Below are 26790 nucleotides of genomic sequence, written 5' to 3'. Positions count from 1 at the left end.
AAGGGTGCACACGCCGCCCCGGGAACGGCATCCGGGGGCCCGTAAAACCGGGGGAAGGCGGCGCGTACGCTGCACCGCATGGACGTACTCATCCATATATTCGTCGCCCTGCACATCATCGGCATCGCCGCCCTGCTCGGGGGTTTTCTCACCCAGCTGAAGGCCATGGGCGCCGGCGAGGCCCGGATCGTGCCCGGCATGCTGCACGGCGCCGCCACCATGCTGGTGACCGGCCTGGTGCTGGTCGGCCTGAACCAGGCCGACGACAACGAGGTCAACAACACCAAGCTCGCCGTGAAGCTGGCCCTGCTGCTGGTGCTCAGCGTCCTGGCCTACCTCAACCGCGACGAGGAGAAGCTCGCCACCCCCGTCTTCGCGACGATCGGCCTGCTCACCACGGCCAACATCTTCATCGCGACACTGTGGTGAGCGCGGGCCACGCCCGCCTCCGACACGCTGTCGCCGCCGCGCTGGCCGCCACCGCCGCGCTGCCCCTCACCGGCTGCCAGGGCGACGGCGGGTCGCGGGACGGGGAGTGGACGCAGGAGTGGAACGGCGACGTGGTCCAGAGCGCCTGCACCACGGCCGGCACCAGGATCACCGTCGGCGTCTCGGGCGAGGAGTTCACCGCCCCGGTCAACCACATGCTGATCACGGCGACCAACACCGGCACCGCGCCGTGCAGCGCCTACGAGGGTCCGCTCATCCGGTTCTCGGCGCACGCCGAGGCCACCGTGCCGTATCTGCCGGAGAGCAAGCCACGGGCCGTCGCGACGCTGCTGCCCGGTGGGTCCGGGTACGCGGCCGTCCTGCTCTCCGGCGGCGATTCGGACGCGGGCGGCACCACCGACTTCCTTGAGCTGGCCTTCTCGGCCGGCGAGCGGGTGCGGGTTCCGCTGCCCGAGGGCGGGGTGTGGGTCGACGCGGAGTACGCGCAGGTCACCTACTGGCAGACCGACCCCGCCGCCGCCCTCCTCTGGTAGCACCGGCGCGCACCGCGCCGGGCCGGGCCCGTACCCCCCTTGCCCGGGAACCCCCGCTTCCGCATTACGCTCGATCGCAAGCGTGTCGCGTCCTGTCCCCGGTCCCAGAAGGTTCTCCGATGCCGTCGTCCCGGCCCTCCAGCTCCGCCCGGCGCCCCGATCCGCGCCCGTACGCCGTGCGCAAGCGTCCGCTGACCTTCGCGGTGCTGGCGGGGGTGCTCGTGCTGGTACTGGTCTTCGGGGCGATGGCCGCGCTGTTCACCACCGGCGGCGGCAGCGGCAGCGGCGGCCGGGACACCGGTGCCCCGGCCGACGGCACGATCCAGCCGCTGCCCGAGGGGCACCCGGCGCTCGCCCTCGCCCGCCGTGCCACGGACGACCCGCTGGCGCTCGGCGCCGCCGACGCCCCGGTCGTCATGATCGAGTACAGCGACTTCCAGTCGGCGTTCAGCGGCATCCACGCCCGGGGCGTGCACCACCAGCTGATCGAGGAGTACGTGGACTCCGGCGCGCTGCGGATCGAGTTCCGCAACTTCCCCGTCTACGGTCCGGAGTCCGACGCCGCCTCCCGCGCCGCCTGGGCGGCCGGGCAGCAGGGACGGTTCTGGGAGTTCTACGACGCGGCCTTCGCGCAGGAGTTCCACCGCGACACCGGCCGGTTCTCCGAGGAGGGGCTGCGCGAGCTCGCCGCGGCGGCCCAGGTGCCGGACATCGACCGGCTGCTGGCCGACATGGAGTCCCCGGAGGCGGACGAGGCGGTCGCCACGGACGCCGAGGAGGGCGTCGAGCTGGGCGCCACCACCACCCCGGCCTTCCTTCTCAACGGTCACCCCATCGTGGGCGCGCAGTCGATCGACACCTTCCGCGACACCATCGACCAGTTGCTCGACGCCGCGTGACTTCCCTGCGGGGGCGAGCGCGAACTTCCGCGTGACGACCATCACACCCACCGCCAACACCGAACCGACCCGGCCAGATCACCGGGAGTGAAACGGTCACCATCGATCACCGATCGAGCGATTGCCGCCAATCCCGTTCCAGGGGCCCCGTACCGCCCCCCGCCCCGCCTACCGTCCTCAGCCATGGCCCAGCATCGCAAGCCCGGCTCCCCCAGCTACCCGTGGCGCAGACCCGCCACCACGGCCCCCACCGCCGGCACCCCCACCGCCCCGCTCCCCGCCGGCCACCGCCGGCCGCGCCCGGCCGGTGCCGTACGGACCACCGCGACCGCCACCCTCACGCTGGCCGGCGCGGCCTCGGCGGCGGTCGCCGGCGGCGGTACGGCGCTGGCCGAGCCGGAGCCCGGGCCCGAGCAGGTACGCGAGCAGATCGACACCCTGCACCACGAGGCGGAGGCGGCCACCGAGCGCTACCACGCCGCCAACGAGGCCGCCGCGCAGGCCGAACGCGACCTCGAACGGATCAGCCAGGCCGCCGACGGCAGCACCGACCGGCTCAACACCTACCGCCGGGCGCTGGGCTCGCACGCCGCCGCCCAGTACCGGGCCGCCGGGCTGCCCCCGGAGGTGCAGCTGGCGCTGTCCTCCCACCCCGACGACTACCTCGCCCGCGCCGCCACCATGGACCGCAGCGGCGACCGGCAGGCCGACGCGGTGCGCGGCGCCCAGGAGCAGCTGCGCGAACTGGAGCGGCTGCGGGCCGAGGCCACCGAGCTGGCCGACGAGCTGACCGACGCCCGCGAGGAGGCCGACGCCGAACGCGACACCGTGGAGACCAAGCTCGCCGAGGCCGAGGCGCTGCTGGAAACCCTCACCGCCCGCGAACGCCGGCAACTGCTCGCCCAGGAGGCGCACGGCGCCGACGCCACCCCGGCCACTTCGGCCACTTCGGCCACTTCGGCCCAGGCTCAGACCCCGGCCGCCGCCCCCGCCGCCGGCCCCCGCGCCCAGAGCGCCACCGCCTTCGCCCTCGCCCAGCTCGGCAAACCGTACGGCTGGGGCGCCACCGGGCCCGACGCGTACGACTGTTCCGGCCTCACCCAGGCCGCCTGGGCCGCCGCCGGGGTCTCCCTCCCCCGCACCAGCCAGAGCCAGGCGGGCGCCGGAACCCGGGTCAGCCGCGACCAACTCGCCCCCGGTGACCTGGTGTTCTATTACTCCGGGCTGACCCATGTCGGCATGTACATCGGCAACGGCCAGATCGTGCACGCCTCCCGCCCCGGCACCCCGGTCAGAACCGCCCCGGTGGACTCCATGCCGTTCGCCGCCGCCACCCGGCCCGCGTAAGCCGAACCACCCCGGATAGGGCAGAATTTCCCCTCCACAGTGCAGGGGGAGGGAACCCATCGTGTCCGTGCAGCCGGCCCCAGAAGGCGACTGCCCGCTCGGCGCCCGCGCAGGCTACCGGCGCGCCGTACGAGCCTTCCGCGCCGAACGGGAACGCCTCGCCGCCGGCCACGGCATACCCGAAGCCCTCACCTACTCCCCCGAGGCCACCCGGCAGTGGATCTCCGACGAACTCACCGCCGCCGCCCACACCGTCGCCGACCGCGCCCGCGCCGCCGGGCCGGCCTGGCTGCGGCTGCGCGCCCAGCGCACCACCATCGCCCTGTGGTCAGCCGTCATCGCCCTCCTCCTCGGCCAGGCCCTCACCGCGATCGGCGCCGGCTGGACCCTGCCCCGTAGCGCCGCGCTGCTCGCCGCCGTGCTGCTCGCCGCGCTGCTCACCCCGGTGGCCTGGCTGCACCGCGCCCGGGGCGGCGTGCTCGCGCCACTGATCGGCGCGGACAACCGCATCTCCACCTCCCGAACGGTCGCCGCCGGCTGGCTGCTGCTGGCCGCCTACGCCGTGCTCACCCTCGCCCTCACCCTGGCCGGCACCGACGACCGGGCCCACCGCGCCGCGCTGCGCGCCGGCCTCGACCTGCCGCACGGCGCCGGGCTGCTCACCGTCGTGGCACTGACCTGCGCCGTCGCCCTGTGGACCGGGCACGCCGTGGCGCACCGGGTGCGGCACTTCCGCGCCCAGAAGGTACGGGCGCACCGCCCCCGCGCCCTGGACCCGCTCACCGACGACTCCGGCGGCATCAGCTTCAGCGCCGCGCAGTACGTGCTGGTCAACGCCGCCGCGCTGGTCTTCGCCGCCGTACAACTGGCCCGCGACCCCTACCAACTGCCCAGCCCGCCCTGGTCGCTGGCCGCGCTGGTGGCGGTCTCCGGGATCGGCTACGCCGCCACCAAGCTCGCCGAGGGCGGGCGCCCGGTGATCCAGTCGGTGGTCCGGGTCCGCGAGCCGGGCGGGCCGCACTCCCCGATCCGGTACGGGGACGAACTGGAGATCCGCGGCTCCGGCTTCGTACCGGCCGGGGCCGAAGTCGCCGATCTGCTGGCCGGAACGATCGTCCGGATCGGCGACGTACTCGTGCCGGTGCCGCTGGTCCCGGTGCCGGGCGGCGGCTTCGCCAACCCCAGCGACACCGTGCTGCGGCTCCCGGTGCCGGCCGAACTCGACCCGGGCCCGGTCGACATCCAGGTCATCACGGCGGCCGGTACGGAGTCTGGCCGGTACCCGATCACGGTGGCAGACTGAACCACTCCGAACCGCCGGAGGGGGCGCCCGCCATGCCAGTGACGCACGATCTCGATCTGCGGCGCGACGGCGCCGCCCGGTACGCGCTGCTGCCGCTGCGCCTCTTCCTCGGCCTGACGTTCCTGTACGCGGGATGCGACAAGTACCTGGACGCCGGGCCGTTCTCGGCGTTCTCCCGGGAACACTCCATCGCGCTGCTGGAGTTCTCCCGCGACACCACCCCCATACCCTGGCTGGTCGATCTCGCCCTCGACCGGCCCACCCTCGTCGGCCACGGCGCGGCCGTCGCCGAAATCCTCGTCGGGTGCTGCGTGCTGGCCGGGCTGCTGACCCGGTACGCGGCCGGGCTCGGCGCGCTGCTGACGCTGCTGATGTGGCTGACCGTCTCCTGGAGCACGTCCCCGTACTACTTCGGCGCCGATCTGCCGTACCTCTTCGGCTTTGTCACCCTGCTGCTGGCCGGCGGCGGCCCGTACACGCTGGACGCCCGGCTGGCCCGCCGCGAACACCGCCGTGGCGCGCTGATCTTCGGCTAAGCCGTGTTCTCCCGGTCCTTGCGCTGCTGGCGGGAGCGCCGCACCGACTGCGTGATGATCGACACCGCGCCGGAGAGCAACAGCACCCAGGCGACGAGCGCGAGCAGCACCGCCACCGGCAGCCGCCCGTCGTGGGCCCACACCTGGACGAGGACCACCGCCGCCACACACAGCAGCGACAGCCCCAGCACCAGCCGGGCGGGCTCGAAACGGTGCCGGTCCATCCCTCGGTACTGACTCATCGCCCGCTACCGCCCTTCCAGCGACGCCGCCGCCGTGGTGTCCTGGTCCCAGCGCACCACTTCCACATGCCCCAGCCCCATGTCCAGATTCAGCTCGACGGTGCCCACCTGCCCCACCCCGGCGGACGGCGAGTAGCTGTCCGTCTGATCGTTGTTGATCCCGCCCCACACATGGTCCGGGCCGCCGTTGGTGTCGTAGCCGGGCACCTCGTTGTAGGTGTACGCGCCGGCGGTGATCCTGGTGTGCACGATCACCTCGGCGTTCCGCGGGACGATCACCCTGATCTGCCCGGCGCCGACCCGCACCGTGGTACTGACGCTCTCGCCGTCCGCCAGGACCAGGCCGCCGAGATCGAGCTCGGCCCGCCCGGTGCCCAGTTCGTACCGCTCCAGCACCTGGTCCGCCGCCACCGCCTCCCACGTCGTCTCCGACCAACTGGTGGTGATGTTCTTCGGCAGCACCGACGCGCCCGCCAGCAGGATGGCGGTGAGCACCACCACGATCACACTGCCCGCCCCGAGCCGTCCGAAGAACGCGCTCACCAGCCAGGCCAGCCCGTACACCGCCAGCACCACGCCGAAGGCGCACACCAGCACCGTGCCCAGCGGATACCGGAACCAGGTGACGGCCATCGTCAGCAGCCCCGAGACCACCGCCGCCAGGAAGACCAGGCCGCCCAGCCATGCCCCGCGCCGCGGCGGGGGCATCGGCATCGGCCGGGTCAGCGGGGTGCCCGGCGGCGGCGCCGCCCAGGGCCCGCCCGGCTTGGCGAGATCCACCGGCGGCGCCCCGTACCGCGCGTCCGCCGGCCCCCACAGATAGTGCCCCTGCCGTCCATACATCCGCATGCCCTCTCCCCCGATTCCCCCCGGGCCACCGGCCCCGGTGGACTCCCGCCACCACGACGCCACCGCCCTGGCCGGCGGCGCCTCTGCCTCCGGCGGCGCGGTGGCGGCCACCGCCCGCGCCGCCCCCGCGTCCCGCTCCCGGTGGTCCTCCCCGGCCAGCGCCCGGCGCCGCGACCAGTACGCCGCCCCGCCGACCGCGGCCACCAGCATCACCGTGAACGCCATCGTCGGCGAACGGGTGCTCACCGACGCCACATACAGCCCGGTGCCCACCAGCGTGAACAGCAGCGCGGTCAGCCCCGGCCCCTCCACCCGCCCGGACAGCAGCCGCCGGCCCTCGTTCTCCTCCTCGCCCTCGAACGGGATCAGCAGCCAGGCGATCCCGTACGCGATCAGGCCGAGCCCGCCGATGACCGACAGCACCGCCAGCGGCACCCGGAACAGCACCGGGTCAAGATGGAAGTACCGGCCCAGGCCACCACAGACCCCGCCGACCACCTTGTGCCGGCGGCTGCGCGTCAGCCGCGCCGTCGCCACCGCCGCTGCCGGGAGAGCCGGCTCGTCCACGCTCATGCCTCCATGGTGCGGCCTGCCACCGGCAGCGCGGATCCGGGGCCGCCCCCGAGGAATCCCTGAGATCCGGGACCGCCCGACCGGGGGTTCTCCCCACCCTTGATGGGGGGCACCCCTGATGTGCGAAACGGGCCGGTCGTGTGACGATCGGAGCATGACCACCGCCACCACGCCCGCGGGCGGCCCGCTGCCCGCGCCCGCGCCGCCGCCCGAGGAGGTGCCCGCGCGCAAGCTGTACCGCAGCGCCGAGGGCCGCTGGCTGGGCGGCGTGGCGCAGGGCCTGGCCGGGCATGTGGGGGTGCCGGTCTCCTGGGTGCGGGTCGTGCTGGCCGCCCTGGTGATGGCCAACGGTCTGGGCATCCTGGTGTATGGGGCGTTCTGGTTCGTGGTCCCGCTGGGCACCCCCAGCCAGAAGGCGGCCGTCCAGGCGCGGGCCCGGGCACGGCGCGGCCGGCGGCCCGCCAAGGGGCAGCTGGTCGCGTTCGTCGTGCTGGCCGCCGCGATGGGCGTGCTGGCCGCCAACCTCCAGTTCTCCGTCGGCGACGCCTATCTGTGGCCGCTGCTGATCATCGCGGTGGGCGCCGCGATGGTGTGGCGGCAGGCCGACAACGCGCGCCGCGAGCACTGGGCCGAGGTCACCCGCCGCACCCGCTGGCTGCCGCTGCTGCGCTCGGCGGCCGGCGCCGTGCTCGTCAGCCTCGGCGTCACCAGCTTCGTATGGCTGCGCTCCGCCACCGAGCCGGGCGAGAACCTGAGCACCGCCCTCCAGGCGGCCGTGGCCGTGGTGGTCGGCATAGCCCTGCTGGCCGGCCCGTATCTGGTGCGGATCATGCAGGACCTCTCCGAGGAGCGCACCATGCGCATCCGCGCCCAGGAGCGCGCCGAGGTCGCCGCCCACGTCCACGACTCGGTGCTGCACACCCTGACCCTGATCCAGCGCAACGCGGAGAACCCGCGCGAGGTGGCCAGGCTCGCCCGCGCCCAGGAGCGGGAGCTGCGCACCTGGCTGCACAAGTCGGCGGAGCACCCCGGCCGCGGGGTGGCGGCCGAGGAGGAGGCGCAGCCGCAGACCTTCGCCGAAGGGGTACGGGCCACGGCCGCCGAGGTGGAGGACCACCACGGGGTGCCGATCGAGGTGGTGTGCGTCGGCGACTGCCCGGTGGAGGAGGCGCTGTCCGCCCAGCTCCAGGCGGCCCGCGAGGCGATGGTGAACGCCGCCAAGTACGGTGGCGAGGGCGGTCCGGTGCGGGTGTTCGCGGAGGTGGAAGGGCGTACCGTCTTCGTATCGGTCCGCGACCGCGGCCCCGGCTTCGACCCGGAGGCGGTGCCGGCCGACCGGATGGGCGTCCGCGAGTCCATCATCGGCCGGATGGGGCGGCACGGCGGCACGGCGCGGGTGAAGTCCACGGCGGGCGAGGGGACAGAGGTGGAGCTGACGATGGAGCGATCGACATGACGGCGGCTGGGGCGGCGGCGAAGGAACGGCGCGCGCGGGTGGTCCTGGTGGACGACCACCGGATGTTCCGGGCGGGGGTGCGCGCGGAGATCGGCCGCACGGAGGAGACCGGCATCGAGGTCGTCGGCGAGGCGGGCGACGTCGATCAGGCGGTCACCGTCATCAGGGCGGCCCGCCCCGATGTGGTGCTGCTGGACGTCCACCTCCCGGGCGGCGGCGGCGTGGAGGTGCTGCGCCGCAGCGCGGGCCTGCTGTCCTCGGTGCGCTTCCTCGCCCTGTCGGTCTCCGACGCGGCGGAGGACGTCATCGGCGTGATCCGGGGCGGCGCGCGCGGCTACGTCACCAAGAACATCACCGGTACGGATCTGGTCGACGCGATCTTCCGCGTGGCGGACGGCGACGCGGTGTTCTCCCCCCGGCTGGCCGGCTTCGTCCTGGACGCTTTCGCGTCCTCCGACACCACCCCGGTCGACGAGGACCTGGACCGGCTGACCCAGCGCGAACGCGAGGTCCTCCGCCTGATCGCGCGCGGCTACGCGTACAAGGAAGTCGGCAAGGAACTCTTCATCTCGGTCAAGACGGTGGAGAGCCACGTCTCGGCGGTCCTGCGCAAACTCCAGCTCTCCAACCGCCACGAACTCACCCGCTGGGCCACGGCCCGCCGCCTGGTCTGACCGGCCCCGACGGGTTCCGCCGCCATCCACAGGAGTGGGTGGCGGCGCAACCGTTGACCGCTACGGGGCGGGGGCGGAAGTGAGAGTGCGGGTCACTCCCACTCGATGGTGCCCGGGGGCTTGCTGGTGATGTCCAGGGTGACGCGGTTGACGTCCGGGACCTCGTTGGTGATGCGGTTGGAGATCTTCGCCAGCAGGTCGTACGGCAGTCGCGACCAGTCCGCCGTCATGGCGTCCTCGGAGGAGACCGGGCGCAGCACGATCGGGTGGCCGTACGTGCGGCCGTCGCCCTGGACGCCCACGCTGCGGACGTCCGCCAGCAGGACCACCGGGCACTGCCAGATCTCCCGGTCCAGGCCCGCCGCCGTCAGCTCCTCGCGGACGATCGCGTCCGCCGCCCGCAGGATGGTCAGCCGCTCCCGCGTCACCTCGCCGACGATCCGGATGCCGAGCCCGGGACCGGGGAACGGCTGGCGGTGGACGATCGCCTCCGGCAGGCCCAGCTCCGCGCCGACCATCCGGACCTCGTCCTTGAAGAGCATCCGCAGCGGCTCGATCAGCTCGAACTCGATGTCGTCCGGCAGCCCGCCCACGTTGTGGTGCGACTTGATGTTCGCCGTGCCGGTGCCGCCGCCGGACTCCACCACGTCCGGGTAGAGCGTGCCCTGCACCAGGAACGCCACGTCCTCGCCCGCCGCGCCCGCCTCGGCGATCAGCTCGGCCTGCGCCTGCTCGAAGACCCGGATGAACTCCCGGCCGATGATCTTCCGCTTCTGCTCGGGGTCGCTCACCCCGGCCAGCGCGCCCAGGAACCGCTCGGAGGCGTCGACCACCCGCAGCTGGGCGCCGGTGGCGGCGACGAAGTCCTTCTCGACCTGCTCGCTCTCACCCTGCCGCATGAGCCCGTGGTCGACGTACACGCAGGTCAGCTGGTCCCCGATGGCCTTGACCACCAGCGCCGCGGCCACCGCCGAGTCCACCCCGCCGGAGAGCGCGCAGATCGCCCGCTTGCCGCCCACCCGGGCCTTGATCGCCGCGACCTGCTCCTCCACGATGCTGCCGGTGGTCCAGGTCGGGGCGAGCCCGGCGCCCCGGTAGAGGAAGTGCTCCAGCAGCTGCTGCCCGTGCGTGGAGTGCAGCACCTCCGGGTGGTGCTGCACGCCGTACAGCCGCCGCTCGTCGTTCTCGAACGCCGCCACCGTGACCACGTCCGTGGAGGCGGTCACCGTGAACCCCTCGGGCGCCGCCGAGCAGGCGTCGCCGTGCGACATCCACACCTGCTGCCGCTCGGGGGTGCCCGCGAAGAGCGTGGATCCCGGCCGGTCCACGGACAGTTCGGTACGGCCGTACTCGCGCGAACCCGTGTTGTCGACCGTGCCGCCCAGCTCGCGCGCCATCAGCTGGAAGCCGTAGCACAGGCCGAGCACCGGCACCCCGGCCTCGAAGAGCGCGCGGTCGATGCCGGGCGCGCCCTCCGCGTACACGGACGAGGGCCCGCCGGAGAGGATGATCGCCTTGGGGCGCTTGGCCAGCATCTCGGCCACCGGCATGGTGGACGGCACGATCTCGCTGTACACCCGGGCCTCTCGCACCCGGCGGGCGATGAGCTGGGCGTACTGGGCGCCGAAGTCGACGACGAGAACGGGGTCGGGCGCGGACGCGGGGGCGGGCGCGGTGGGAGACGCAGAAGCCACGGGGCGGCCTTTCGGCGGTGCGGTGGAGCGGGGGTCTTGGCGTCGAGTCTACCGAGACCGTACGGGCACCCCCGCTGGCCGGTTCGTACCGCCCGCTGGCATACTCGGCTGCATGCTTCGTCACGCGCGTCTGTTTACCTATGGCACCGGCCCGGCCGGCTGCCATGCGGCGAGCTGCGTTCAGCACTGAACTGACGACACAGCGACCACCAGGCGCCCCGGGCTCAACGGCCCGGGGCGCTTCGCGTGGTCGCCGGGTACGTGACCGGCCGGGGCTCCGTCCGTACCGAGGAGACCCAACGACATGACCACCACCCCCGCCGATACGGCCACCGCCCGCATCGCCGGCGCCCGGCAGCGGATCGACGAGCTCGACGCCCGTATCGTCGCGCTGATCAAGGAACGGATGAGCGCCTCGGACGAGATCCAGCAGATCCGTATCACCGACGGCGGGCGCCGGGTCGATCTGGCGCGTGAGATGGACATCCTGCGGCACTACGGGGACGCGCTGGGCCGCGAGCGGGGCACCCGGCTGGCGATGACGCTGCTTGAGCTGTGCCGGGGCACCGGCGGCTGATGTCCGTCCGCGCGCACGCGCGGCGCGTCACCCGTACGGCGCGTGACCGGCCCGCCCCACGGGTCGTTGAAGGTGGTGTCCCCGGAGCGATGAGACGCCTGAGCGTCGTGGGACCTCGCTCCGGTGCGGGTGGCCGGGCAGCAGGGGACAGCAGGCCGGTCACAACCCTGACGGCCGGTCCTCGGGACGCCGAGGACCGGCCGACTGGTGGGCGGACAGGTACGGGCCGGTACGGGCCGGGTACGCGTCCGGTACGGATTTCGGGCCGGGCTCTTGCCCGGAACGCCCCCCATCCCCCACCATGTCCGATACCGCGACCTGGTTGACCACTGGCATCCCCCTCGCCATTGGTCCGACCTCCGGCGGCGGCGCCCCTGGCGCCACCGCACCCAGCACCGGCGGCACCCGCCCGGCCGCCCGTGCTGATCGCAGAGGCCCTGGCCGCCGCTTCCCCAAGCCGGCGGCCAGGGCCTCTCCTTATGCCCAGCAACGCGCACCTCATTCCACTCATGCGCATCTCGTGTCCATTCCGTAACCGCGATGGGCACAACCGATCGAATGCGTGACCAGTCCAACCCGGTGTCATCATCGTTTCAACGAGAGGCACTTATGAATCTTCGCCGCGCCGCCGCGATCGCTGCCGTGACCGCCGTCATGGCCCCGGCCGCACTGCTTGCCGCCTCCCCCGCGCTCGCCGCCGACGGCGACCCGGCCGACGCTCCCGAGGTCGTCCAGGAGGACACCCTCACCACGGAGCCCGCGACCGGGGAGAACACGGAGGGGGACGACGCCGACGACGCCGGCGAGATCGCCACCCCCGACCCCGAGGACGAGAACTCCGGTAACTCCGGGGACTCCGAGGACACCGACGACGCCGACAACGGCTCGGACGACGGTTCGGACGACGGCTCGGACGACGGCTCCGGGGAGGGGAACGAGGAGGACGAGGAGGAAGAGGGCACCGACGACGGGGACAACGGCGACGACGAAGGTCTGCCGAACCCCGACGACGAGTGCGTCGACTGGGAGTTCGACGCCCCCATCAACGCCGAACTGATCGGCCTGCCCAGCCAGGTCGTCGCCGGTCAGTGGACCGAGTTCACCTACCGCATCAGCAACGAGTTCGACAAGCCCGTCGAAACCCTCTACGCCTACGCCGAGGTCTTCGGCTGGGACAACGACTTCAACGACATCGCGATCGACCTCCAGTGGCTGGTCGACGGTGCGTGGGAGAGCATCGAGGACCAGTACGGCTACTTCGGCGAGACCGACGTCCTTGCCCCCGGTGAGTACGTCGAGGCCCAGCTGCGCCTGAAGGTCGCCGCCGACGCCCCGGCCGGCTCCGGCTACGCGCTCAGCACCGGCGTCTACGTCTCCGCCGAGGGTGTCTGCCAGGAAGGCGAGTGGAACGTCTACGACTTCGAGATCGTCCCCGCCGGCACCACCCCTGACGACAAGCCCTCCACCGGCACCAAGGAGCAGGGCAACAAGCCTGCCCCGCAGGGCCAGTTCGAGAAGCTTCCGGTCGGCGGCGAGCTGGCCAGGACCGGCTCGTCGTCCACGCTGCCGATGTTCGCCCTCGCCGGTGCCACCGCGGTGGCCCTCGGCGCCGGCACCATGTTCGTCGTCCGCCGCCGCTCCGGTGCCACCATCGCCTGAGCCCGGCTGACGAGGTAACGGCCGCCTGACGGCCGACGCAGACCGAAGGGATCCGCCCCCATTCCCCCGGAGGGCGGGTCCCTTCGCCACGTCCGTCCTCCCTCGCCCCCTCGCCCCCTCGCCTCCTCCCGCCGGGTTCAGCGCACCCGCAGCACCTTCAGCACCCGCAACGCCCGCGACAGCACCGCCGCGTACCGCCGGTCATCCATCCCGAACGCCGGCCCCATCGGCACCAGCCGCTGCTGCGCCACCGTCTGCGACTCGGTGTACTTGGTGATCCCCTCCACCCCGTGGCGCCGCCCGACCCCCGAATCACCCCAGCCGCCCATCGGCGCGGCCACACTCCCGTACGCCGCCGCGAACCCCTCGTTGATGTTCACCGTCCCGGCGCGCAGCCGCCCCGCGACCCGGCGCCCGCGCCGCGCGCTGCCCGACCACACCGAGGCGTTGAGCCCGTACGGCGTGGCGTTCGCCCGCGCCACCGCGTCCGCCTCCTCCACGAACCGGTACACCGACACCACAGGACCGAACGTCTCCTCCTCGCACACCAGCATCGGCGGCCTTACCCCCTCCAGAATGGTCGGCTCGTAGAAGTACGGGCCCAGGTCCGGCCGCGCCCGGCCCCCCGCCCGCACCGTCGCGCCGCCCGCCACCGCGTCCGCGACATGGCGGGTGACGGCGTCCAGTTGGGCCTGGGAGGACAGGGACCCCATGTCCGCGCCGTAGTCGAGCCGCGCGCCCAGCCGCAGCCCACGGGCGAGTTCGGCGAACCGCGCCACGAACTCCTCGGCGATCGACTCGTGTACGTACAGCCGCTCGATCGACACGCACAGCTGCCCGGCGGAGGAGAAGCACGCCCGTACCGCCCCGGCCGCCGCCCGCTCGATGTCGGCGTCCGCGAGGACCAGCATGGCGTTCTTGCCGCCCAGTTCGAGGCTGGCGCCGATCAGCCGGCCCGCCGCGCCGCGCGCCACCTCCCGCCCGGTACGGGTGGAGCCGGTGAACGTCACATAGTCCGCCTCCCGGACCAGCTGCGGGCCCAGCACCGGACCCGGACCCAGTACGATCTGCCACACCTCCTCCGGCAGTCCGGCCTCGATCCCCAGCCGGCGCGCCCACAGGGCGGTGAGCGCGGTCTCGGTGTCGGGCTTCATCACCACCGCGTTGCCGGCCACCAGGGCGGGCAGCGCGTCGCCGACGCTGAGCTCCAGGGGGTAGTTCCAGGGCGAGATGTGCCCGATGACACCGCGCGGGTGCCGCAGTTCGCGCACCCGGGTCAGCAGCGGGAACGCGCCGGGGTGCCGCCGGGGGCGCAGATACCCCGGGGCCCTGCGCCCGTAGTGGCGGGCGGCGACCACCACCGCCTGCACCTCCTCGTGGGCGTGCAGCCGTGCCTTGCCGGTCTCCAGCTGAATGAGGTCCAGCACCTCGTCCTGCCGGGTGAGGAGCAGATCGTGAAAGCGCAGCAGGACGGCGGCCCGGCGGCGTACGGACCACTGCGCCCACGGATCCTGGGCGATCCGGGCGCGCTGGAAAGCCGCGCTCACCTCCGGCAGGGTGGCCTCGGGCAGCGTGGCCAGCGGCCGGCCGGTCAGCGCGCTGTGGCAGGCGGTACGGCCGCTGCCCGGCACTCCCTCGGTGAGCCGCGCGACCAAGTCGGCGGGCAGCTCGGCCGGCAGCTCGGCGGACGCTTCGGCTGACGCTTCGGCAGACAGCTCATCGGACGGCAATGTCGTCATAGCGGGAGGGTACGGCGGGGGTGCCGCCGTGCCTACCCATCAGTAGCGATAGCTGTCCGCCACCACGTCGAACACCTCGCCGATCTCGTCATCGGCGGCGGCCGGACCCCGTACCAGCACCACGTGGTAGCGGTCCCCCAGCTGCATCACCTGGTTGTGCGCGATCCACTCGGTGCCGTCCGCGCGCCAGCGGAAGTCGCCCTGCGCCATGACGGACGCGCCGACCCGGGTCTCGCGCAGCCCGCTGGAGGTGCCGTACGTGTCGGACCGGAAGCCGGTCAGCTCCCGCTGATGCTCCATCTGATAGTTCATCGGGCCCTGAGCGAAGTCGGCGGTGCCGTCCCGGCCGGGCACGACCACGATCTCGATGTCCCCGCCGGAGAACACGACCGCACCGTCAGCGGTGGTGGAGCGCTGCCAGCCCTCGGGCAGCGTCATGCTGAACCCCGCCGGGTCCTCCTGCCCGGCGTACCCCTGCGGAACGCCCCCGCCGCTCTGCCCGTCGGGGTTCGGCTCTGGCTCGTCGTCGGGGTCACCTCCGGGATCGCCGTCGGGGTCGCCGTCGGGCGGTGACGCGGGCGGTGCGGGCGAGGGGGACGGCGCCGGTGGCGCGCTGGTCTCGGGGGCGGGACCGGCCCGGTCCTGCGGATCCTCGGCGAGAAACAGCAGGATATAGCCGATCGAACCCGCCAGACCCAGCAGCGTGAGCGTCAGCAGCACCTTGCCGAGCCGACGCGGACGATCCCCGCGCCCCCGGCCACGCCGGCGCGGGCCGACCAGCTCACCACGGCGGCGCACGATCGGCAGCCGGCGCGGATCGGACGGCCGCCCCGGCTCCAGCGCGGGCAACGGCGTGGTGACCGTACGCCGCCCCACCTCGGGCTCCGGCGCGCTGCGCAGCAACGACCGCAGCCAGCCGCGCAGTTCCTCGGCGCTGGGCCGCTCGGTCGGATCCTGCCGCAGCAGCGACTCGACGATGGGGCGCAGCGCGCCGCACTCCTCGGCGAAGGCGGGCGGCTCGGCGCAGACCGCCTGCACGAGTTCGGCGGGGTGCTCCTCGGGGTACGGGGGGTGGCCCTGCACGGCGCGGAACAACAGGGCACCCAGCGCCCAGAAGTCGGCGGGCGGGCCGACCGGCGGCGCGAGCTGCCAGTGGTCGTGCACCGGGCCCGCCTGCTCCGGCGCCCAGCGCTCGGTGACGGCGCCCACCGTCATGATGCGCGCCTGCCGGGCGCGCTCGGCGGCGAGCGCGGTGTCCGGGCCCCGGTAGCGGGGCGTCGACGACGCCTCTATGGCCGCGTGGGCCGACGGGGGTCGCGGTGCGGGGTCCCACCCGGTACGTACGGCGCGGCTCTCCCGCCCCGGCGCGGGCAGCTCGGCCGGCCCGGAACCGCCCGCCGATCCGGCGGCGTGCGCCCCGGCCCTGGTGCCCGCCCGGTACGCGGCGATGGCCCCACTGCGCGCGGCCCGCTCCTCGGGGGACAGCCGGGCGCCCTCGCCGCCCTCGAAATCCCAGGCGGCGGGAAAGCCCTGCGAGCCGCCGCCACCACCCCACCGCCGATACCGATCGGCGGTATCCGCCCCCGGCCCGGCGTCGGTGTCGGTGTCGGCGTCGGTGTCCCACCGATCCGGAGCCACCCCCATGGGCCCGTGCCCCCCAGCAGCGGCAGGAGCCCACCGCTGCCCGCCGGCCCCTTGCGGCCCGGGCTGAGGCCCATGCGGCCCCGTCACGCCACCCCCCTGCCCCGGGACGAAGCCCAACGGCCCCGGTACACCGGGCTGCCCGTCCTGCGGGCCGGACCAGCCCGCAGATGCGCCCACCGGGCCCTGCCCGGCGTAGCCCTCGGCCCCGGCCGAACCATCGCCCTGCGCAACGGGCGCCCGCGCCCCCGGAAAGCCGTCCCCCGCGGCGGGCCAAGCGCCCTCCGGCGCGCCCTGCCCACCCGGAACGCCACCTTGCGGCCCGGCGCCGAACTGCCCACCGGACAACGCACCCGGTCCCTGCGCGGAGCCCAACGGGCCGTGCCCGCCCCAGCCCCCGGCCTGCGGACCACTCCCACCCGGCAGTGCAGGGCCGGCCTCCGGGGGCCGGCCCCGGCCGCCGCCCTCAGCCCCCACCGGGCCGTCCTGCGGCCCGTCCCACGCTTGAACCCCGCCCAACGGGCCATGCCCACCATGGGTCTCGGACCCGGCCGCGCCATCGCCCGGCCGACCGCTCCCACCCAGCAGTTCCGCACCCCCCGCACCGAAGGGGGCCGGGCCGGCCTCCGAGGGCCCGCCCTGGCCGCCGCCCAGTGCCTGCGCAGCCGCACCGGCGCCCGAGGCACCCGGGTGTCCGTCCTGCGGGCCGGACCAGCCCGCAGATGCGCCCACCGGGCCCTGCCCGGCGTAGCCCTCGGCCCCGGCCGAACCATCGCCCTGCGCGGCGGGCCAAGCGCCCTCCGGCGCGCCCGATGAACCGCCCGGCCCCTGGGCCGGGCCCTGCGAGCCATCCCCGCCAGGGCCCGCCCCGGCGCCGCCGTGCCAGTCCGACGCACCGGCCGGGGCCTGCTCGTTCGGGGTTTCCCAGCGCTGGTAGCGGTCCGCCGGCTGCGTATCAGCACCCTCGCCGCCGCTGCCGCTCGTCCACGGTGCTCCGGTGACCGGGGGCGCCCCCCAGGGCTCCGCGCCCTGCGGCCCGGGTACCTGACCCGCGCCCTGACCCGCGCCCTGACCCGCCGCCCCCGCCGCGCCGCTTCCCGCCGGCAGCGACTGCCGGCCCTGCGCCGGGGGTGCCGGCAGCGGGTCGTACCCGCACAGCACTTCCTCCGCCGCCCCCGACGCCAGCCCCGTCAGCAGCGCCCGACCGTCGTCGCAGATCAGCACCGTACGGGTGGTCACGTTCCGGTGCGTCCAGCCGTGCGCGTGCACGATCCGCAGCGCCGCCAGCAGATCCGCCGCGACCTCCGCCGCCCGGTACGGACCGAGCCGCGCCTCGGCCAGCACCGCCGCCAACGGCCGCGCCGACACCAACTCACTCACGATCCAGAGCCCATCGCCCTGGACGAACACATCAAAAACCTGATCGAGCCGCGGATGGTCCGGCAACTGCCCCGCCGCCGCAGCCGCCTCCAGCGCCCGCCGCACCACCGGATCCTCCGGTGAACGCGTCGCCCGGTCCCCAACCCCCCGCCGCACACCGGCCGGACCGACCCGGCCGCCGTCCTCGTCCACCATCTCGGCGTCCACGACCTCCGGCAACGGCACCTGCCGCACGAGCACTTCCTGCCCGCTCGCCGTGTCGAACGCCCGAGACTCGACCAGTTCGAACGCCTCGGACGGCGTCCTGGGAAGCCGATAGCGATCGGCCAGCAGCCGCCCCGCGTACGTATCCACGCCGCCTCCCCACCGCTTCCGTGACTCGGTCACTCACGATACTGGGCGTAGACATACCACGCCCACGATCCGTCAACTCCTGGCCAAGCCGGTCTGTGTCGGGACCGAGTCCTCAGGGCAGCGGCGTGAAGGTCCGGAACGCGGTGTCGCGCAGCGTGCGGCACTCCTCCTCGTCCCATGCCTCGACAGCGCACGTGATCATGATGGCGTAGCCACGGTTCGGGTCCACCTGGAAGCCCCGGTTGAGAATCCGTACCCGCTTGCCGCGCTCCGTACGCTCGAACTCCCAGTCCGCGACGGTCGGATAGCCGCGCCAGCCGACCGTTTCGATGCCGATCCGCTGGTAGGCGGTGCTGTTGTTCCGCACCGCCGGCTCCAGGTCGCGCCACGCGCCCGCGGCGTCATCCCCAGGGGTGGCGTTGAAGTCAACCTGCACCTTCGGAGGTCCCCCGTCCGGGGCGCTGAAGATGCCGCCGGAGTTCTGGCCGGCTATGCCGGTACGGCGCCAGCCCTCGGGCAGCGACATCCGGAACCGGAAGTCGTCGTCGGTCAGTTCGGCGTACCCCTGCGGGTTCTCTGGCAGGGTGCCGTCTCCGTCGTTCTCCGGCTGGGTGCCGGGCGCCCCGGAGGACTGGCCGGTCTCCGGCTCGCTGCCCGGGGGCGGCGGTACGGGGTCGGTACCGGGGTCGGTGCCCGGATCCGTCCCGGGGTCGGTCCCGGGGTCCGTACCCTGCTCCTGGCCGCCGTCCGAGGTGTCCGGATCGGTGCCGTCGCCGCCACCGGCATCGCCGGCCTCGCCGTCGTCCGTGGGCGGCGGCTGGTCGGTCGGTGCCGGTCCCTGTTCCTGGTCCTGCCCCTGGCCCTGGCCCTCCGTGTCATCGCCGCCGCGCAACAGCACCAGGGTGGTGCCGAGCACGGCCAGCACGGCGATCAGCGCCGCCGCGATGATCAGCGCACGCCGCCGCCCGGCCGCCGGATCCGGCCCGACCGCGGGCGCACCGTACGGGGGCGTCCGCTGCGGTACGGGCGGCGGCGGCCCGGCGGGCGCGGCCGGCGCCGCGCCGGCGGCGGGCAGGCCGACGACCATCGTCGCGTCGGCCGGACTGTCCGGCCCCGCCGCCAGCGCGGCGGTGAGCAGTTCCCGGGTACGCGGCTCGTCCAGCCGGTCAGCGGGTGCCTTCGCCAGCAGCCCGGTGATGACTTCGGCCAGCGGACCCGCCTGACGCGGGGGGCGCAGCGGGGAGTTCATGACGGCGGAGAGCGTGGCGATGGCGCCGCCCTCGTCGTACGGCGGGCGTCCCTCGACGCAGCAGTACAGCAGCGCGCCGAGCGACCACAGGTCGGCGGCCGGGCCGAGCGGCCCGCCGCGGGCCCGCTCGGGGGAGATGTACGAGGGGGCGCCGACCAGCATGCCGGTGGAGGTGATCGACGGGTCGCCCTCGACCTTGGCGATGCCGAAGTCGGTGAGAACGATCCGGCCGTCCTCGTCCGCGATGAGCACGTTGGACGGTTTCACGTCACGGTGCAGGATGCCCTTGTCGTGGGCGGCGCGCAGCACGGTGAGGATGGCGAGGCCGATCTCCGCCGCGCGGGCGGGCGGCATGGGGCCGTCCTCGCGGATGAGGTCGGCGAGGGAGCGGCCCTCGATCAGCTCCATCACGATCCACGGGCGGGAACCCTCGTCCACCACGTCGTAGATGGTGACCACGCCCTGGCTGCGGATGGTGGCGATGGCCTTGGCCTCGCGCAGCGTGCGGGTGATCAGGCGCTTGCGTTCCCCGTCGTCGATGCCGTTGGTGAGGCGGAGTTCCTTGACGGCGACCTGGCGGCCGAGGATCTCGTCGGTGGCCTCCCAGACGGTGCCCATGCCGCCGCGGCCGACGATGGAGATGAGCCGGTAACGGCCGCTCAGCAGCCGGCCGGGGGGTGGCGTGGTGAGCCCGGCGATCTCGCCGGCCCGCTTGCGGGCGGCGGCCTCGTCGGCGTCCACGGTCGCGGCCGGGCGCGGCTGGTCCGCAGCCGGCTCGGCGTCCTTCGCGGGAGCCGCGGCGGACCGCACCCCGGGCTGAGACGTTGCCTCCGGTTCGGGTTCCGGTTCGGGTTCCGGTGCGGGTTCCGGTGCGGGTTCCGGCTCGGACGCCGCCTCGGGGCCCGCCTCCGCCGGTTCCGACTCCGGCGGCGCTTGCGACCTGAGCGGCGCCTCCGGCGCGGACTCCGGTCGCCCGGCCTGCCCCTCGCCGCCGGCCGGCCGGCTCTCCTCGGCCGGTTCCGGGATCACGTCCACCGGGGCGGCGGCCTCCGCCGCCCGTTCCGGCTGCGCGGCGGTGTCCGCGTTCCGCTTCGGGTCGACTTCCGATTCCACGGCCAACTCCTCGTGGTCTCCAACGGCGGATCGCGGCGCGCCCACGGCCGCCCCCTGCACAGTCGCCGGTTCGGTGACCGGCTCCGGCCGGGCCTGCGCACCGGTCAGGCCGTCCGATGCTGCCGGTGCGCCGCCGCCGTCACCGGCGCGCGCAGACGCGCCGTGCGGTGCCGCCGTCACCGCCTCCGGGCCCGCGCCCACGTCCGTGTCCGTGTCCGTGTCCGTGTCCGTGTCCACCGACCTCGTCGGCCGACCGGCCGGCTTGCCGGCCCGCTCACCGGTCCGCGTTCCGGTGTCCCCGCTGTCCTGGCCCATGCGTCGTGTCCCCTCCGGCTTCCCGGGCCATTGTCACCCATGCCCGGGCCGCCCCGACCACGGACCTTCAGCTGAACGACGACGGCGGGGGCGGCTGAACCAGCCCCGACTGGTAGGCGATGACGACCATTTGGGCACGGTCCCTGGCATGCAGCTTGCCCATCGCCCGCTGCACGTGCGTCCGTACGGTCAGCGGGCTGACCACCAGTTCTTCGGCGATCTCGGCGTTCGACCTGCCCTCCGCCGCCAGCGCCATGACCTCCCGTTCGCGCGCCGTCAGAGTGGCCAGCCGCTCCGGCGGCGCCAACTGCGCTTCCGGGTCAGGGGTGGCCAGAAAACGGGCGATCAGTGTCCGGGTCGCCACCGGGGACAGCAGCGATTCGCCGGCCGCCACCGTACGGATTCCGGCCAGGAGTTCATCGACGCTGACGTCCTTGCCGAGGAAGCCGCTCGCCCCGGCCCGCAGCGCCTGCGCGACGTATTCATCGGTCTCGAAGGTGGTGAGGATCAGCACCCGGGTTTCCTCAAGTCCGGCGCCCTCGGCGCAGATCGCGGCCGTGGCGGCGAGTCCGTCCGTGCCGGGCATCCGGATGTCCATCACCACCACGTCCGGCCGGTGCCGTTGGGTGAGGTCGATGGCCTCCTGCCCGTCGGCTGCCTCCGCCACCACCTCCATGTCGGCGCTGGAGTCGATCAGGATCCGGAAGGTGGCGCGCAGCAGCGCCTGGTCGTCGGCGAGCAGAACACGGATGGTCATGTGGGGGCACTGTTCTCTTCGGGCCCCCGCGCTCGCAGGGGCAGTTCGGTGGTCACATCGAATCCTCCGCCGGGTCGGGGCCCGGCCCACAGCTGTCCGCCGACCGAGTGGGCGCGTTCCCGCATCCCGATCAGGCCGAAGCCACCGCCCCCCGGAGCCACAGCCGCCACCCCGCCCTCATTGGTGACACTGATCCGCAGCGACTCCCCCGCCCAGCTCAGCCGTACCCGCGCGCTCCGCACCGTCGCGTGCTTGGTGACATTGGTCAGCGCCTCCTGCACGATCCGGTACGCCGTCAGGTCCACCGCCGGCGAGAGTAGCCGCGCCGCGCCCTCCGTCACCACCTCCACCTCAAGCCCGGCCGCCGCGAATCCCCCGGTCAGCTCCGGCAACCGGCCAAGACCCGGCGCCGGTTCGAGCGTGTCCCGGTCATCGTCCTGGCGCAGCAGCCCCACCGTGGCCTTCAACTCCCGCAGCGCCGAAGCCGTCGTCCCGGCCAGATCGTCGAGGATCCGCCGGATCTGCTCCGGGTCCGTCCCGCCCCGCGCCAGATGGGCGGCGGTGCCCGCCTGGGCGTTGGCCAGCGCCAGATGGTGGGCGATCTCGTCGTGCAGTTCCCTGGCGATCCGCATCCGCTCCTCCGCCACCCGGTGCCGTGCCTCCTCCTCGCGGGTCCGCTCGGCGGTCTCCGCCCGGTCGTGCAGGGACTGGAGGTAGGCGCGCCGCAGCCGTACGGAGCTGCCCAGCACCGCCGACAGCGGCACCCAGGCGCTGGGGTTGATGGTCTTGAGGAGGATCAGATGGTTCAGCGGGGTGGGGATCGCGGTGGTGATGATGATCAGCACGGTGATGACGACGGCGTACCGGTTCGCCGTCCGCTGTTCGCCGCCGAGCGCCATCCAGAAGACGGTGAGCATGACGGGTGCCACCAGCAGCGGGGTGAGCAGGTAGCCCTGTACGGCCAGGCCGATGGCGCAGCCGGCCGTCACCACGCAGACGGTACGCAGGTGGTCGCGCCGCCACAGCAGCGCCAGGCAGCTGACCACCGCCAGTGGTACGGCGGGCACCCAGCTGATCTCATGCCCCGGCTCCATCGAGCCGAGCACCCCGCCGACGATGGTGCAGCCGAGCGTCACCAGCACCAGGACCGCGTCGACGGTGCGCGGGTGGGCGGCCAGCCGGCGCTGCCATCTGCTGCTGCGGCTCATCGGGTTGGTTCTCCTTTCGGACGCCGGTGCCTTGTCATGGTCGGGGACGCGGTGCCCGTTCCGGTGGCGGTACTCCGCCAGGGCCGCCCGTGTCCCGGTACGGGCGGCCCCGGGTTCACCCGGCGATCGGGGCGGTCAGACGTCGGCCGGCTCCCGTACCGCCGCCGCACCGGCACCCGAACCCGCACCCGCACCCGCACCCGCACCGGCGGCCCGCTGCCCCGGCGCCGCACCGTACCGCCGCCCGAGTGCCTCGCCCTCGACATCAACCCGGGGCAGCAGCCGGTCCAGCGGGCGCGGCATCCACCAGGCCGCCCGCCCGAGCAGCGCGAGAACCGCCGGGACCAGCGCCATCCGCACCACGAAGGCGTCGAAGAGCACCGCGATGGCCAGCCCGAAGCCGATCATCTTGATCATCGATTCCTTCGCGCCGACGAACCCGGAGAACACGGCGATCATGATCAGCGCGGCGGCCACCACCACCCGGGCGCTGTACCGGAACCCGCTGACGACGGCGTCCCGTGGCGCGTCCCCGTGGCTGTACGCCTCCCGCATCCGGGCGACGAGGAAGACCTCGTAGTCCATGGCGAGTCCGAAGACGATGCCCACCAGGAAGATCGGCATCAGGCTCATGATCGGCCCGGTCTGCTCCACCCCCAGCAGGTCGGCACCCCACCCCCACTGGAAGACGGCGACAACCGTGCCGAGCGCCGCCAGCACCGACAGCAGGAATCCGAAGGCGGCTTTCAGCGGCACCAGGACGGAGCGGAAGACCGCCATCAGCAGCAGGATGGCCAGGCCGACCACGACCACCAGGTACGGGAACAGCGCGCCCTGCACCTTCTGCGCGACGTCGATGTTCATCGCCGTGGTGCCGGTGACCTCGAAGGTGGCCCCGGTGCCGGCCTCGGTGGCGGGCCGGTCCTCGCGGATGGTGTGGACGAGGTCCTTGGTCTGCTTCTCGCTGGGCCCGGCGTCCGGCACGGCGGAGAACAGCGCGGTGTCACCGTCCGCGTTGAACTGCGGCGCCGACACCGACACCACCCCGTCGGTGGCGGCGATCGTGTCGTGGACGGCGGTGACGGCGGCCTGCGGGTCGGGGGCGCCCTGGGCGTCGACGACGACGGTCAGCGGGCCGTTGAAGCCGGGGCCGAAGCCGTCCGCGAGCGCGTCGTAGGCGCGCCGCTCGGTGGTGGAGGTGGGCTTGGCCTCGTCCCCCGGCATGCCCAGTTGCAGATCGAGCACCGGCATCGCGAGCACGCCGAGGCCGACCACCGAGGTGATGAGTACGGGGACGGGCCGGCGCAGCACGAACCGTGCCCAGCGGGAGCCGCCGTTGCGCTCGCCGCCCTCCTTGCTCCGGCCGCGCCTGCGGACGGACCTGGACAGTACGGCGCGCGGCCAGCAGCCGAGCAGCGCGGGGACGAGCGTGAGCGCGATGAGGACGGCGACGCCGACCGCGCCGGCCGCCGCCAGGCCCATCTTGGTGAGCACGGGGACGCCGACGACCGCGAGACCGGCCAGCGCGATGATGACGGTGAGGCCGGCGAAGACCACCGCCGATCCGGCCGTGCCGACCGCCATCCCGGCCGCCTCCTGGGGCGCGCGTCCCCTGGCGCGCTCCTCGCGGTAGCGGGAGACGATGAACACGGCGTAGTCGATGCCGCAGGCGAGGCCGAGCATGGTGGCCAGGGTGCCGGTGGTCATGGACAGGCCGAAGGTGCTGCCGAGGGCGAGGATCGCGGCCATGCTGACGCCGACCCCGATGATCGCGGTGAGCAGCGGGAGCCCGGCGGCGGCCAGTGATCCGAAGGTCATCAGCAGCACGACGGCCGCCAGGGCGATGCCGATCATCTCGGCCGAGCCGCCGGCCGCCGGCTGGGTGGCCAGCGCGGTGCCGCCGACCTCCACGGTCAGCCCGGCGTCGCGGGCCTGCTCGACGACGGCTTCCAGCCCGCCCTTGTCGGCCTCGGTCAGATCGCCGGCCGGCACCCGGTAGGTGACCGTCGCGTACGCCGTACCGCCGTCCGCGCTCACCGCCGCCGTACCCGCCTGGAAGGGGCTGACCACCTGGGCGACCTGGTCGCCGGCCGCCGCGCCGGCCACCGCCCGCTCGATCGCCGCCCGGGGGCCGTCGGCCGTGACCCGCTGCCCGTCCGGCGCGACGAACACGATCCGGGCGTCGGCCCCGTCGGCCTGGGCGCCGGGGAAGCGCTGCTCCATCAGGTCGAAGGCGCGCTGGGACTCGATGCCCGGCATCCCGCCGCCCTCGTCGGGGGCGGCGGGCGCGGTGGCGGCGCCGAAGCCGACGAGGGCCAGGACGGCGACCCACAGGAGGGCGACGTACCGGCGCCGCCGGAAGGCCAGCCGGCCGAGTCGGTAGAGAAGTACAGCCATGAGCAGGGTCTCCGCATCTGCGTTTCGGATACCTGCCCAGGCTCGCGTTCACGGCCGCCCGTGTCGTCGTGCGGCTGCCGACACCCGCGCTACTGAAATCGCAGTACGGGCGCCGCGCCGGAACCCTCCTGCGGTGCTACAGCGGCACGGTGTCGGGCGCGCCGAGCCGGGCCGCGTCCGCCGTCTGGTCGTCGGGCTGGAGCTGCGACTCGCGCTCCGCCTCGACCCGCTTCTCGTAGTGCTCGACCTCGCGCTCGATCTGCTGCTGGTCCCAGCCGAGCACGCTGGCCATCAGCTCGGCGCACTCGCGGGCGCTGCGGGTGCCCCGGTCGAAGGTCTCGATGGAGATCCGGGTGCGCCGGGTGAGCACGTCCTCCAGGTGCCTGGCCTGTTCGTGCGAGCAGGCGTAGACGATCTCGGCCTTGAGGTAGTCGTCGGCGGCCGGCAGTGGTTCGGCGAGCGCGGGGTCGGCCTCGATCAGCTCCAGGATCTCCTCGATCATCGAGCCGTAGCGGTTGAGCAGATGTTCCACCCGGGTGTGGTGCAGTCCGGTGCGGGCGGCGATCCGGGCCCGCCCGTTCCACAGCGCGTGGTAGCCCTCTGCCCCGGTGAGCTGGATCTCCTCGGTGCAGCAGGCGGCGACCCGCTGGTCCAGGCCGTGTACGGCGGCGTCCACCGCGTCCTTGGCCATCACCCGGTACGTGGTGTACTTGCCGCCCGCGACGACCACCAGGCCCGGTACGGGGTGGGCCACGGTGTGCTCGCGCGACAGCTGGCTGGTGGCGTCCGACTCGCCGGCCAGCAGCGGGCGCAGCCCGGCGTACACGCCCTGGACGTCGTCCCTGGTCAGCGGCACCGCCAGCACGGAGTTGACGTGTTCGAGCAGGTAGTCGATGTCGGCGCTGGAGGCCGCCGGGTGGGCCTTGTCCAGGTCCCAGGCGGTGTCGGTGGTGCCGACGATCCAGTGCCGGCCCCACGGGATGACGAACAGCACGCTCTTCTCGGTGCGCAGGATCAGCCCGGTGGAGGAGTGGATGCGGTCCTTGGGCACCACCAGGTGGATGCCCTTGGAGGCGGTGACGTGGAACTGGCCGCGTTCGGCGATCATGCCCTGGGTGTCGTCGGTCCAGACGCCGGTGGCGTTGACGACCTGCTTGGCGCGGATCTCGTACGCGCCGTTCTCCTCCAGGTCGAGGACCTTCACCCCGACCACCCGCTCGCCCTCGCGCAGGAATTCGGTGACCCGTGCCCGGTTGGCGGCCAGCGCCCCGTAGGAGGCGGCGGTACGGACCAGGGTGGCGACGTACCGCGCGTCGTCCATCTGGGCGTCGTAGTACTGGAGGGCGCCGACCAGCGCGTCCTTCTTGAGGCAGGGCGCGACCCGCAGGGCGTGCCGCCGGGTGAGGTGCCGGTGGTGCGGCAGGCCGCGGGCGTGTCCCGAGGACAGCGCCATGGTGTCGTACAGGGCGACGCCGGTGCCCGCGTACAGCCGCTCCCAGCCCCGGTGCTGGAGCGGGTAGAGGAACGGCACGGGCTTCACCAGGTGCGGGGCGATCCGGCCCAGCAGCAGGCCGCGTTCCTTGAGTGCCTCGCGGACCAGGGCGAAGTCCAGCATCTCCAGGTAGCGCAGCCCGCCGTGGATCAGCTTGCTGGAGCGGGAGGAGGTGCCGGCGGCCCAGTCCCTGGCCTCGACGATGCCGGTGTTGAGGCCGCGGGTCACGGCGTCCAGGGCGGTGCCGGTGCCGACCACTCCGCCGCCGACGACGAGGACGTCCAGTTCGCGCTCCGCCATCCGGGCGAGTGCCTCGGCCCGCTGTCCGGGCCCCAGGGTCGCTGTTCTCACCG

General features: G+C 73.8%; 20 protein-coding genes. 10 read left to right on the top strand and 10 right to left on the bottom strand.

Annotated elements, in window-relative coordinates; all coding sequences use genetic code 11:
- The first annotated feature begins 78 nt into the window (after window positions 1–78).
- The 6 genes from AC5WRL_RS09155 (at window position 79) to AC5WRL_RS09130 (ending at window position 5068) form a co-directional block, all read left to right on the top strand.
- Window positions 79–429: a hypothetical protein gene (locus AC5WRL_RS09155; RefSeq protein ID WP_496087859.1), complete on the top strand. Its 351-nt coding sequence runs from the start codon at window positions 79–81 to the stop codon at window positions 427–429.
- Window positions 426–983: a DUF4232 domain-containing protein gene (locus AC5WRL_RS09150; protein WP_496087858.1), complete on the top strand. Its 558-nt coding sequence runs from the start codon at window positions 426–428 to the stop codon at window positions 981–983. Before AC5WRL_RS09155 ends, AC5WRL_RS09150 begins: the two co-directional genes overlap by 4 nt.
- Before the next feature lie 119 nt (window positions 984–1102).
- Window positions 1103–1882, top strand: a complete 780-nt coding sequence (locus AC5WRL_RS09145; RefSeq protein ID WP_496087857.1) for a DsbA family protein — start codon at window positions 1103–1105, stop codon at window positions 1880–1882.
- A gap of 183 nt (window positions 1883–2065) precedes the next feature.
- Entirely contained in the window at window positions 2066–3229 is a 1164-nt protein-coding gene (locus tag AC5WRL_RS09140) for a C40 family peptidase (RefSeq protein ID WP_496087856.1), read from the top strand.
- A gap of 61 nt (window positions 3230–3290) precedes the next feature.
- The gene (locus AC5WRL_RS09135; protein ID WP_496087855.1) at window positions 3291–4532 is read left to right on the top strand and encodes a hypothetical protein; all 1242 of its coding nucleotides are present in this window, start codon (window positions 3291–3293) and stop codon (window positions 4530–4532) included.
- A 32-nt stretch (window positions 4533–4564) separates the two neighbouring features.
- Complete coding sequence (locus AC5WRL_RS09130) at window positions 4565–5068, top strand: DoxX family protein (RefSeq protein WP_496087854.1); 504 nt, start codon at window positions 4565–4567, stop codon at window positions 5066–5068.
- Here the strand turns inward: AC5WRL_RS09130 and AC5WRL_RS09125 are convergent.
- Both AC5WRL_RS09125 and AC5WRL_RS09120 read right to left on the bottom strand, forming a co-directional pair.
- Window positions 5065–5310: a hypothetical protein gene (locus tag AC5WRL_RS09125; protein ID WP_496087853.1), complete on the bottom strand. Its 246-nt coding sequence runs from the start codon at window positions 5308–5310 to the stop codon at window positions 5065–5067. The genes AC5WRL_RS09130 and AC5WRL_RS09125 overlap by 4 nt on opposite strands.
- A gap of 6 nt (window positions 5311–5316) precedes the next feature.
- Complete coding sequence (locus tag AC5WRL_RS09120) at window positions 5317–6732, bottom strand: PspC domain-containing protein (RefSeq protein ID WP_496087852.1); 1416 nt, start codon at window positions 6730–6732, stop codon at window positions 5317–5319.
- 154 nt (window positions 6733–6886) lie between these two features.
- Between AC5WRL_RS09120 and AC5WRL_RS09115 the strand changes: the two genes are divergently transcribed.
- Complete coding sequence (locus AC5WRL_RS09115; RefSeq protein WP_496087851.1) at window positions 6887–8188, top strand: PspC domain-containing protein; 1302 nt, start codon at window positions 6887–6889, stop codon at window positions 8186–8188.
- The gene (locus AC5WRL_RS09110; protein WP_496087850.1) at window positions 8185–8862 is read left to right on the top strand and encodes a LuxR C-terminal-related transcriptional regulator; all 678 of its coding nucleotides are present in this window, start codon (window positions 8185–8187) and stop codon (window positions 8860–8862) included. The genes AC5WRL_RS09115 and AC5WRL_RS09110 overlap by 4 nt, the downstream gene beginning before the upstream one ends.
- 92 nt (window positions 8863–8954) lie before the next feature.
- Here AC5WRL_RS09110 and guaA read toward each other — a convergent pair whose 3' ends face one another.
- Window positions 8955–10556, bottom strand: a complete 1602-nt coding sequence (guaA, locus tag AC5WRL_RS09105) for a glutamine-hydrolyzing GMP synthase (protein WP_496087849.1) — start codon at window positions 10554–10556, stop codon at window positions 8955–8957.
- 304 nt (window positions 10557–10860) lie between these two features.
- Here guaA and AC5WRL_RS09100 point away from each other — a divergent pair, with 304 nt between their 5' ends.
- Together AC5WRL_RS09100 and AC5WRL_RS09095 are read left to right on the top strand one after the other, a co-directional pair.
- A complete protein-coding gene (locus AC5WRL_RS09100; RefSeq protein WP_496087848.1) occupies window positions 10861–11133 on the top strand; it encodes a chorismate mutase in 273 nt (90 codons plus the stop codon).
- A 609-nt stretch (window positions 11134–11742) separates the two neighbouring features.
- Entirely contained in the window at window positions 11743–12792 is a 1050-nt protein-coding gene (locus tag AC5WRL_RS09095; protein WP_496087847.1) for an LPXTG cell wall anchor domain-containing protein, read from the top strand.
- A 137-nt stretch (window positions 12793–12929) separates the two neighbouring features.
- Here AC5WRL_RS09095 and AC5WRL_RS09090 read toward each other — a convergent pair whose 3' ends face one another.
- The 7 genes from AC5WRL_RS09090 to AC5WRL_RS09060 all read right to left on the bottom strand — a co-directional run bounded on the left by AC5WRL_RS09090 (window position 12930) and on the right by AC5WRL_RS09060 (window position 26788).
- Window positions 12930–14531, bottom strand: coding sequence for a succinic semialdehyde dehydrogenase (locus tag AC5WRL_RS09090; protein WP_496087846.1), 1602 nt, complete (start codon window positions 14529–14531; stop codon window positions 12930–12932).
- A 39-nt stretch (window positions 14532–14570) separates the two neighbouring features.
- Window positions 14571–17906, bottom strand: a complete 3336-nt coding sequence (locus AC5WRL_RS09085) for a serine/threonine kinase C-terminal domain-containing protein (protein WP_496087845.1) — start codon at window positions 17904–17906, stop codon at window positions 14571–14573.
- Window positions 17907–18018: 112 nt separating this feature from the next.
- Complete coding sequence (locus AC5WRL_RS09080; RefSeq protein ID WP_496087844.1) at window positions 18019–20268, bottom strand: serine/threonine-protein kinase; 2250 nt, start codon at window positions 20266–20268, stop codon at window positions 18019–18021.
- 382 nt (window positions 20269–20650) lie between these two features.
- Window positions 20651–21340, bottom strand: coding sequence for a response regulator transcription factor (locus tag AC5WRL_RS09075; protein ID WP_496087843.1), 690 nt, complete (start codon window positions 21338–21340; stop codon window positions 20651–20653).
- Window positions 21337–22548 (bottom strand): sensor histidine kinase, encoded by a 1212-nt coding sequence (locus AC5WRL_RS09070; RefSeq protein ID WP_496087842.1) that lies wholly within the window; start codon window positions 22546–22548, stop codon window positions 21337–21339. The genes AC5WRL_RS09075 and AC5WRL_RS09070 overlap by 4 nt, the downstream gene beginning before the upstream one ends.
- Window positions 22549–22683: 135 nt before the next feature.
- Window positions 22684–24945 carry an MMPL family transporter gene (locus tag AC5WRL_RS09065; RefSeq protein ID WP_496087841.1) on the bottom strand — a complete coding sequence of 754 codons (2262 nt, stop codon included), beginning with the start codon at window positions 24943–24945 and terminating at the stop codon, window positions 22684–22686.
- A gap of 136 nt (window positions 24946–25081) precedes the next feature.
- Window positions 25082–26788: a glycerol-3-phosphate dehydrogenase/oxidase gene (locus tag AC5WRL_RS09060; RefSeq protein WP_496087840.1), complete on the bottom strand. Its 1707-nt coding sequence runs from the start codon at window positions 26786–26788 to the stop codon at window positions 25082–25084.
- Between the last annotated feature and the right edge of the window lie 2 nt (window positions 26789–26790).

Source organism: Streptomyces sp. NTD107, from assembly GCF_059510435.1.
Note: the sequence above shows the minus strand (reverse complement) of the source record. Positions and strands in the feature narration are given on the sequence as shown.

Bases quoted from the DNA above. Each gene is read 5' to 3' on its own strand.
- AC5WRL_RS09115 (WP_496087851.1), top strand. From the start codon at position 6,887: ATGACCACCGCCACCACGCCCGCGGGCGGCCCGCTGCCCGCGCCCGCG.
- AC5WRL_RS09120 (WP_496087852.1), bottom strand. From the start codon at position 6,732: ATGAGCGTGGACGAGCCGGCTCTCCCGGCAGCGGCGGTGGCGACGGCG.
- AC5WRL_RS09090 (WP_496087846.1), bottom strand. From the start codon at position 14,531: ATGACGACATTGCCGTCCGATGAGCTGTCTGCCGAAGCGTCAGCCGAA.
- AC5WRL_RS09095 (WP_496087847.1), top strand. From the start codon at position 11,743: ATGAATCTTCGCCGCGCCGCCGCGATCGCTGCCGTGACCGCCGTCATG.
- AC5WRL_RS09075 (WP_496087843.1), bottom strand. From the start codon at position 21,340: ATGACCATCCGTGTTCTGCTCGCCGACGACCAGGCGCTGCTGCGCGCC.
- AC5WRL_RS09130 (WP_496087854.1), top strand. From the start codon at position 4,565: ATGCCAGTGACGCACGATCTCGATCTGCGGCGCGACGGCGCCGCCCGG.
- AC5WRL_RS09065 (WP_496087841.1), bottom strand. From the start codon at position 24,945: ATGGCTGTACTTCTCTACCGACTCGGCCGGCTGGCCTTCCGGCGGCGC.
- AC5WRL_RS09145 (WP_496087857.1), top strand. From the start codon at position 1,103: ATGCCGTCGTCCCGGCCCTCCAGCTCCGCCCGGCGCCCCGATCCGCGC.
- AC5WRL_RS09125 (WP_496087853.1), bottom strand. From the start codon at position 5,310: ATGAGTCAGTACCGAGGGATGGACCGGCACCGTTTCGAGCCCGCCCGG.
- AC5WRL_RS09110 (WP_496087850.1), top strand. From the start codon at position 8,185: ATGACGGCGGCTGGGGCGGCGGCGAAGGAACGGCGCGCGCGGGTGGTC.
- AC5WRL_RS09070 (WP_496087842.1), bottom strand. From the start codon at position 22,548: ATGAGCCGCAGCAGCAGATGGCAGCGCCGGCTGGCCGCCCACCCGCGC.
- AC5WRL_RS09100 (WP_496087848.1), top strand. From the start codon at position 10,861: ATGACCACCACCCCCGCCGATACGGCCACCGCCCGCATCGCCGGCGCC.
- AC5WRL_RS09140 (WP_496087856.1), top strand. From the start codon at position 2,066: ATGGCCCAGCATCGCAAGCCCGGCTCCCCCAGCTACCCGTGGCGCAGA.
- AC5WRL_RS09155 (WP_496087859.1), top strand. From the start codon at position 79: ATGGACGTACTCATCCATATATTCGTCGCCCTGCACATCATCGGCATC.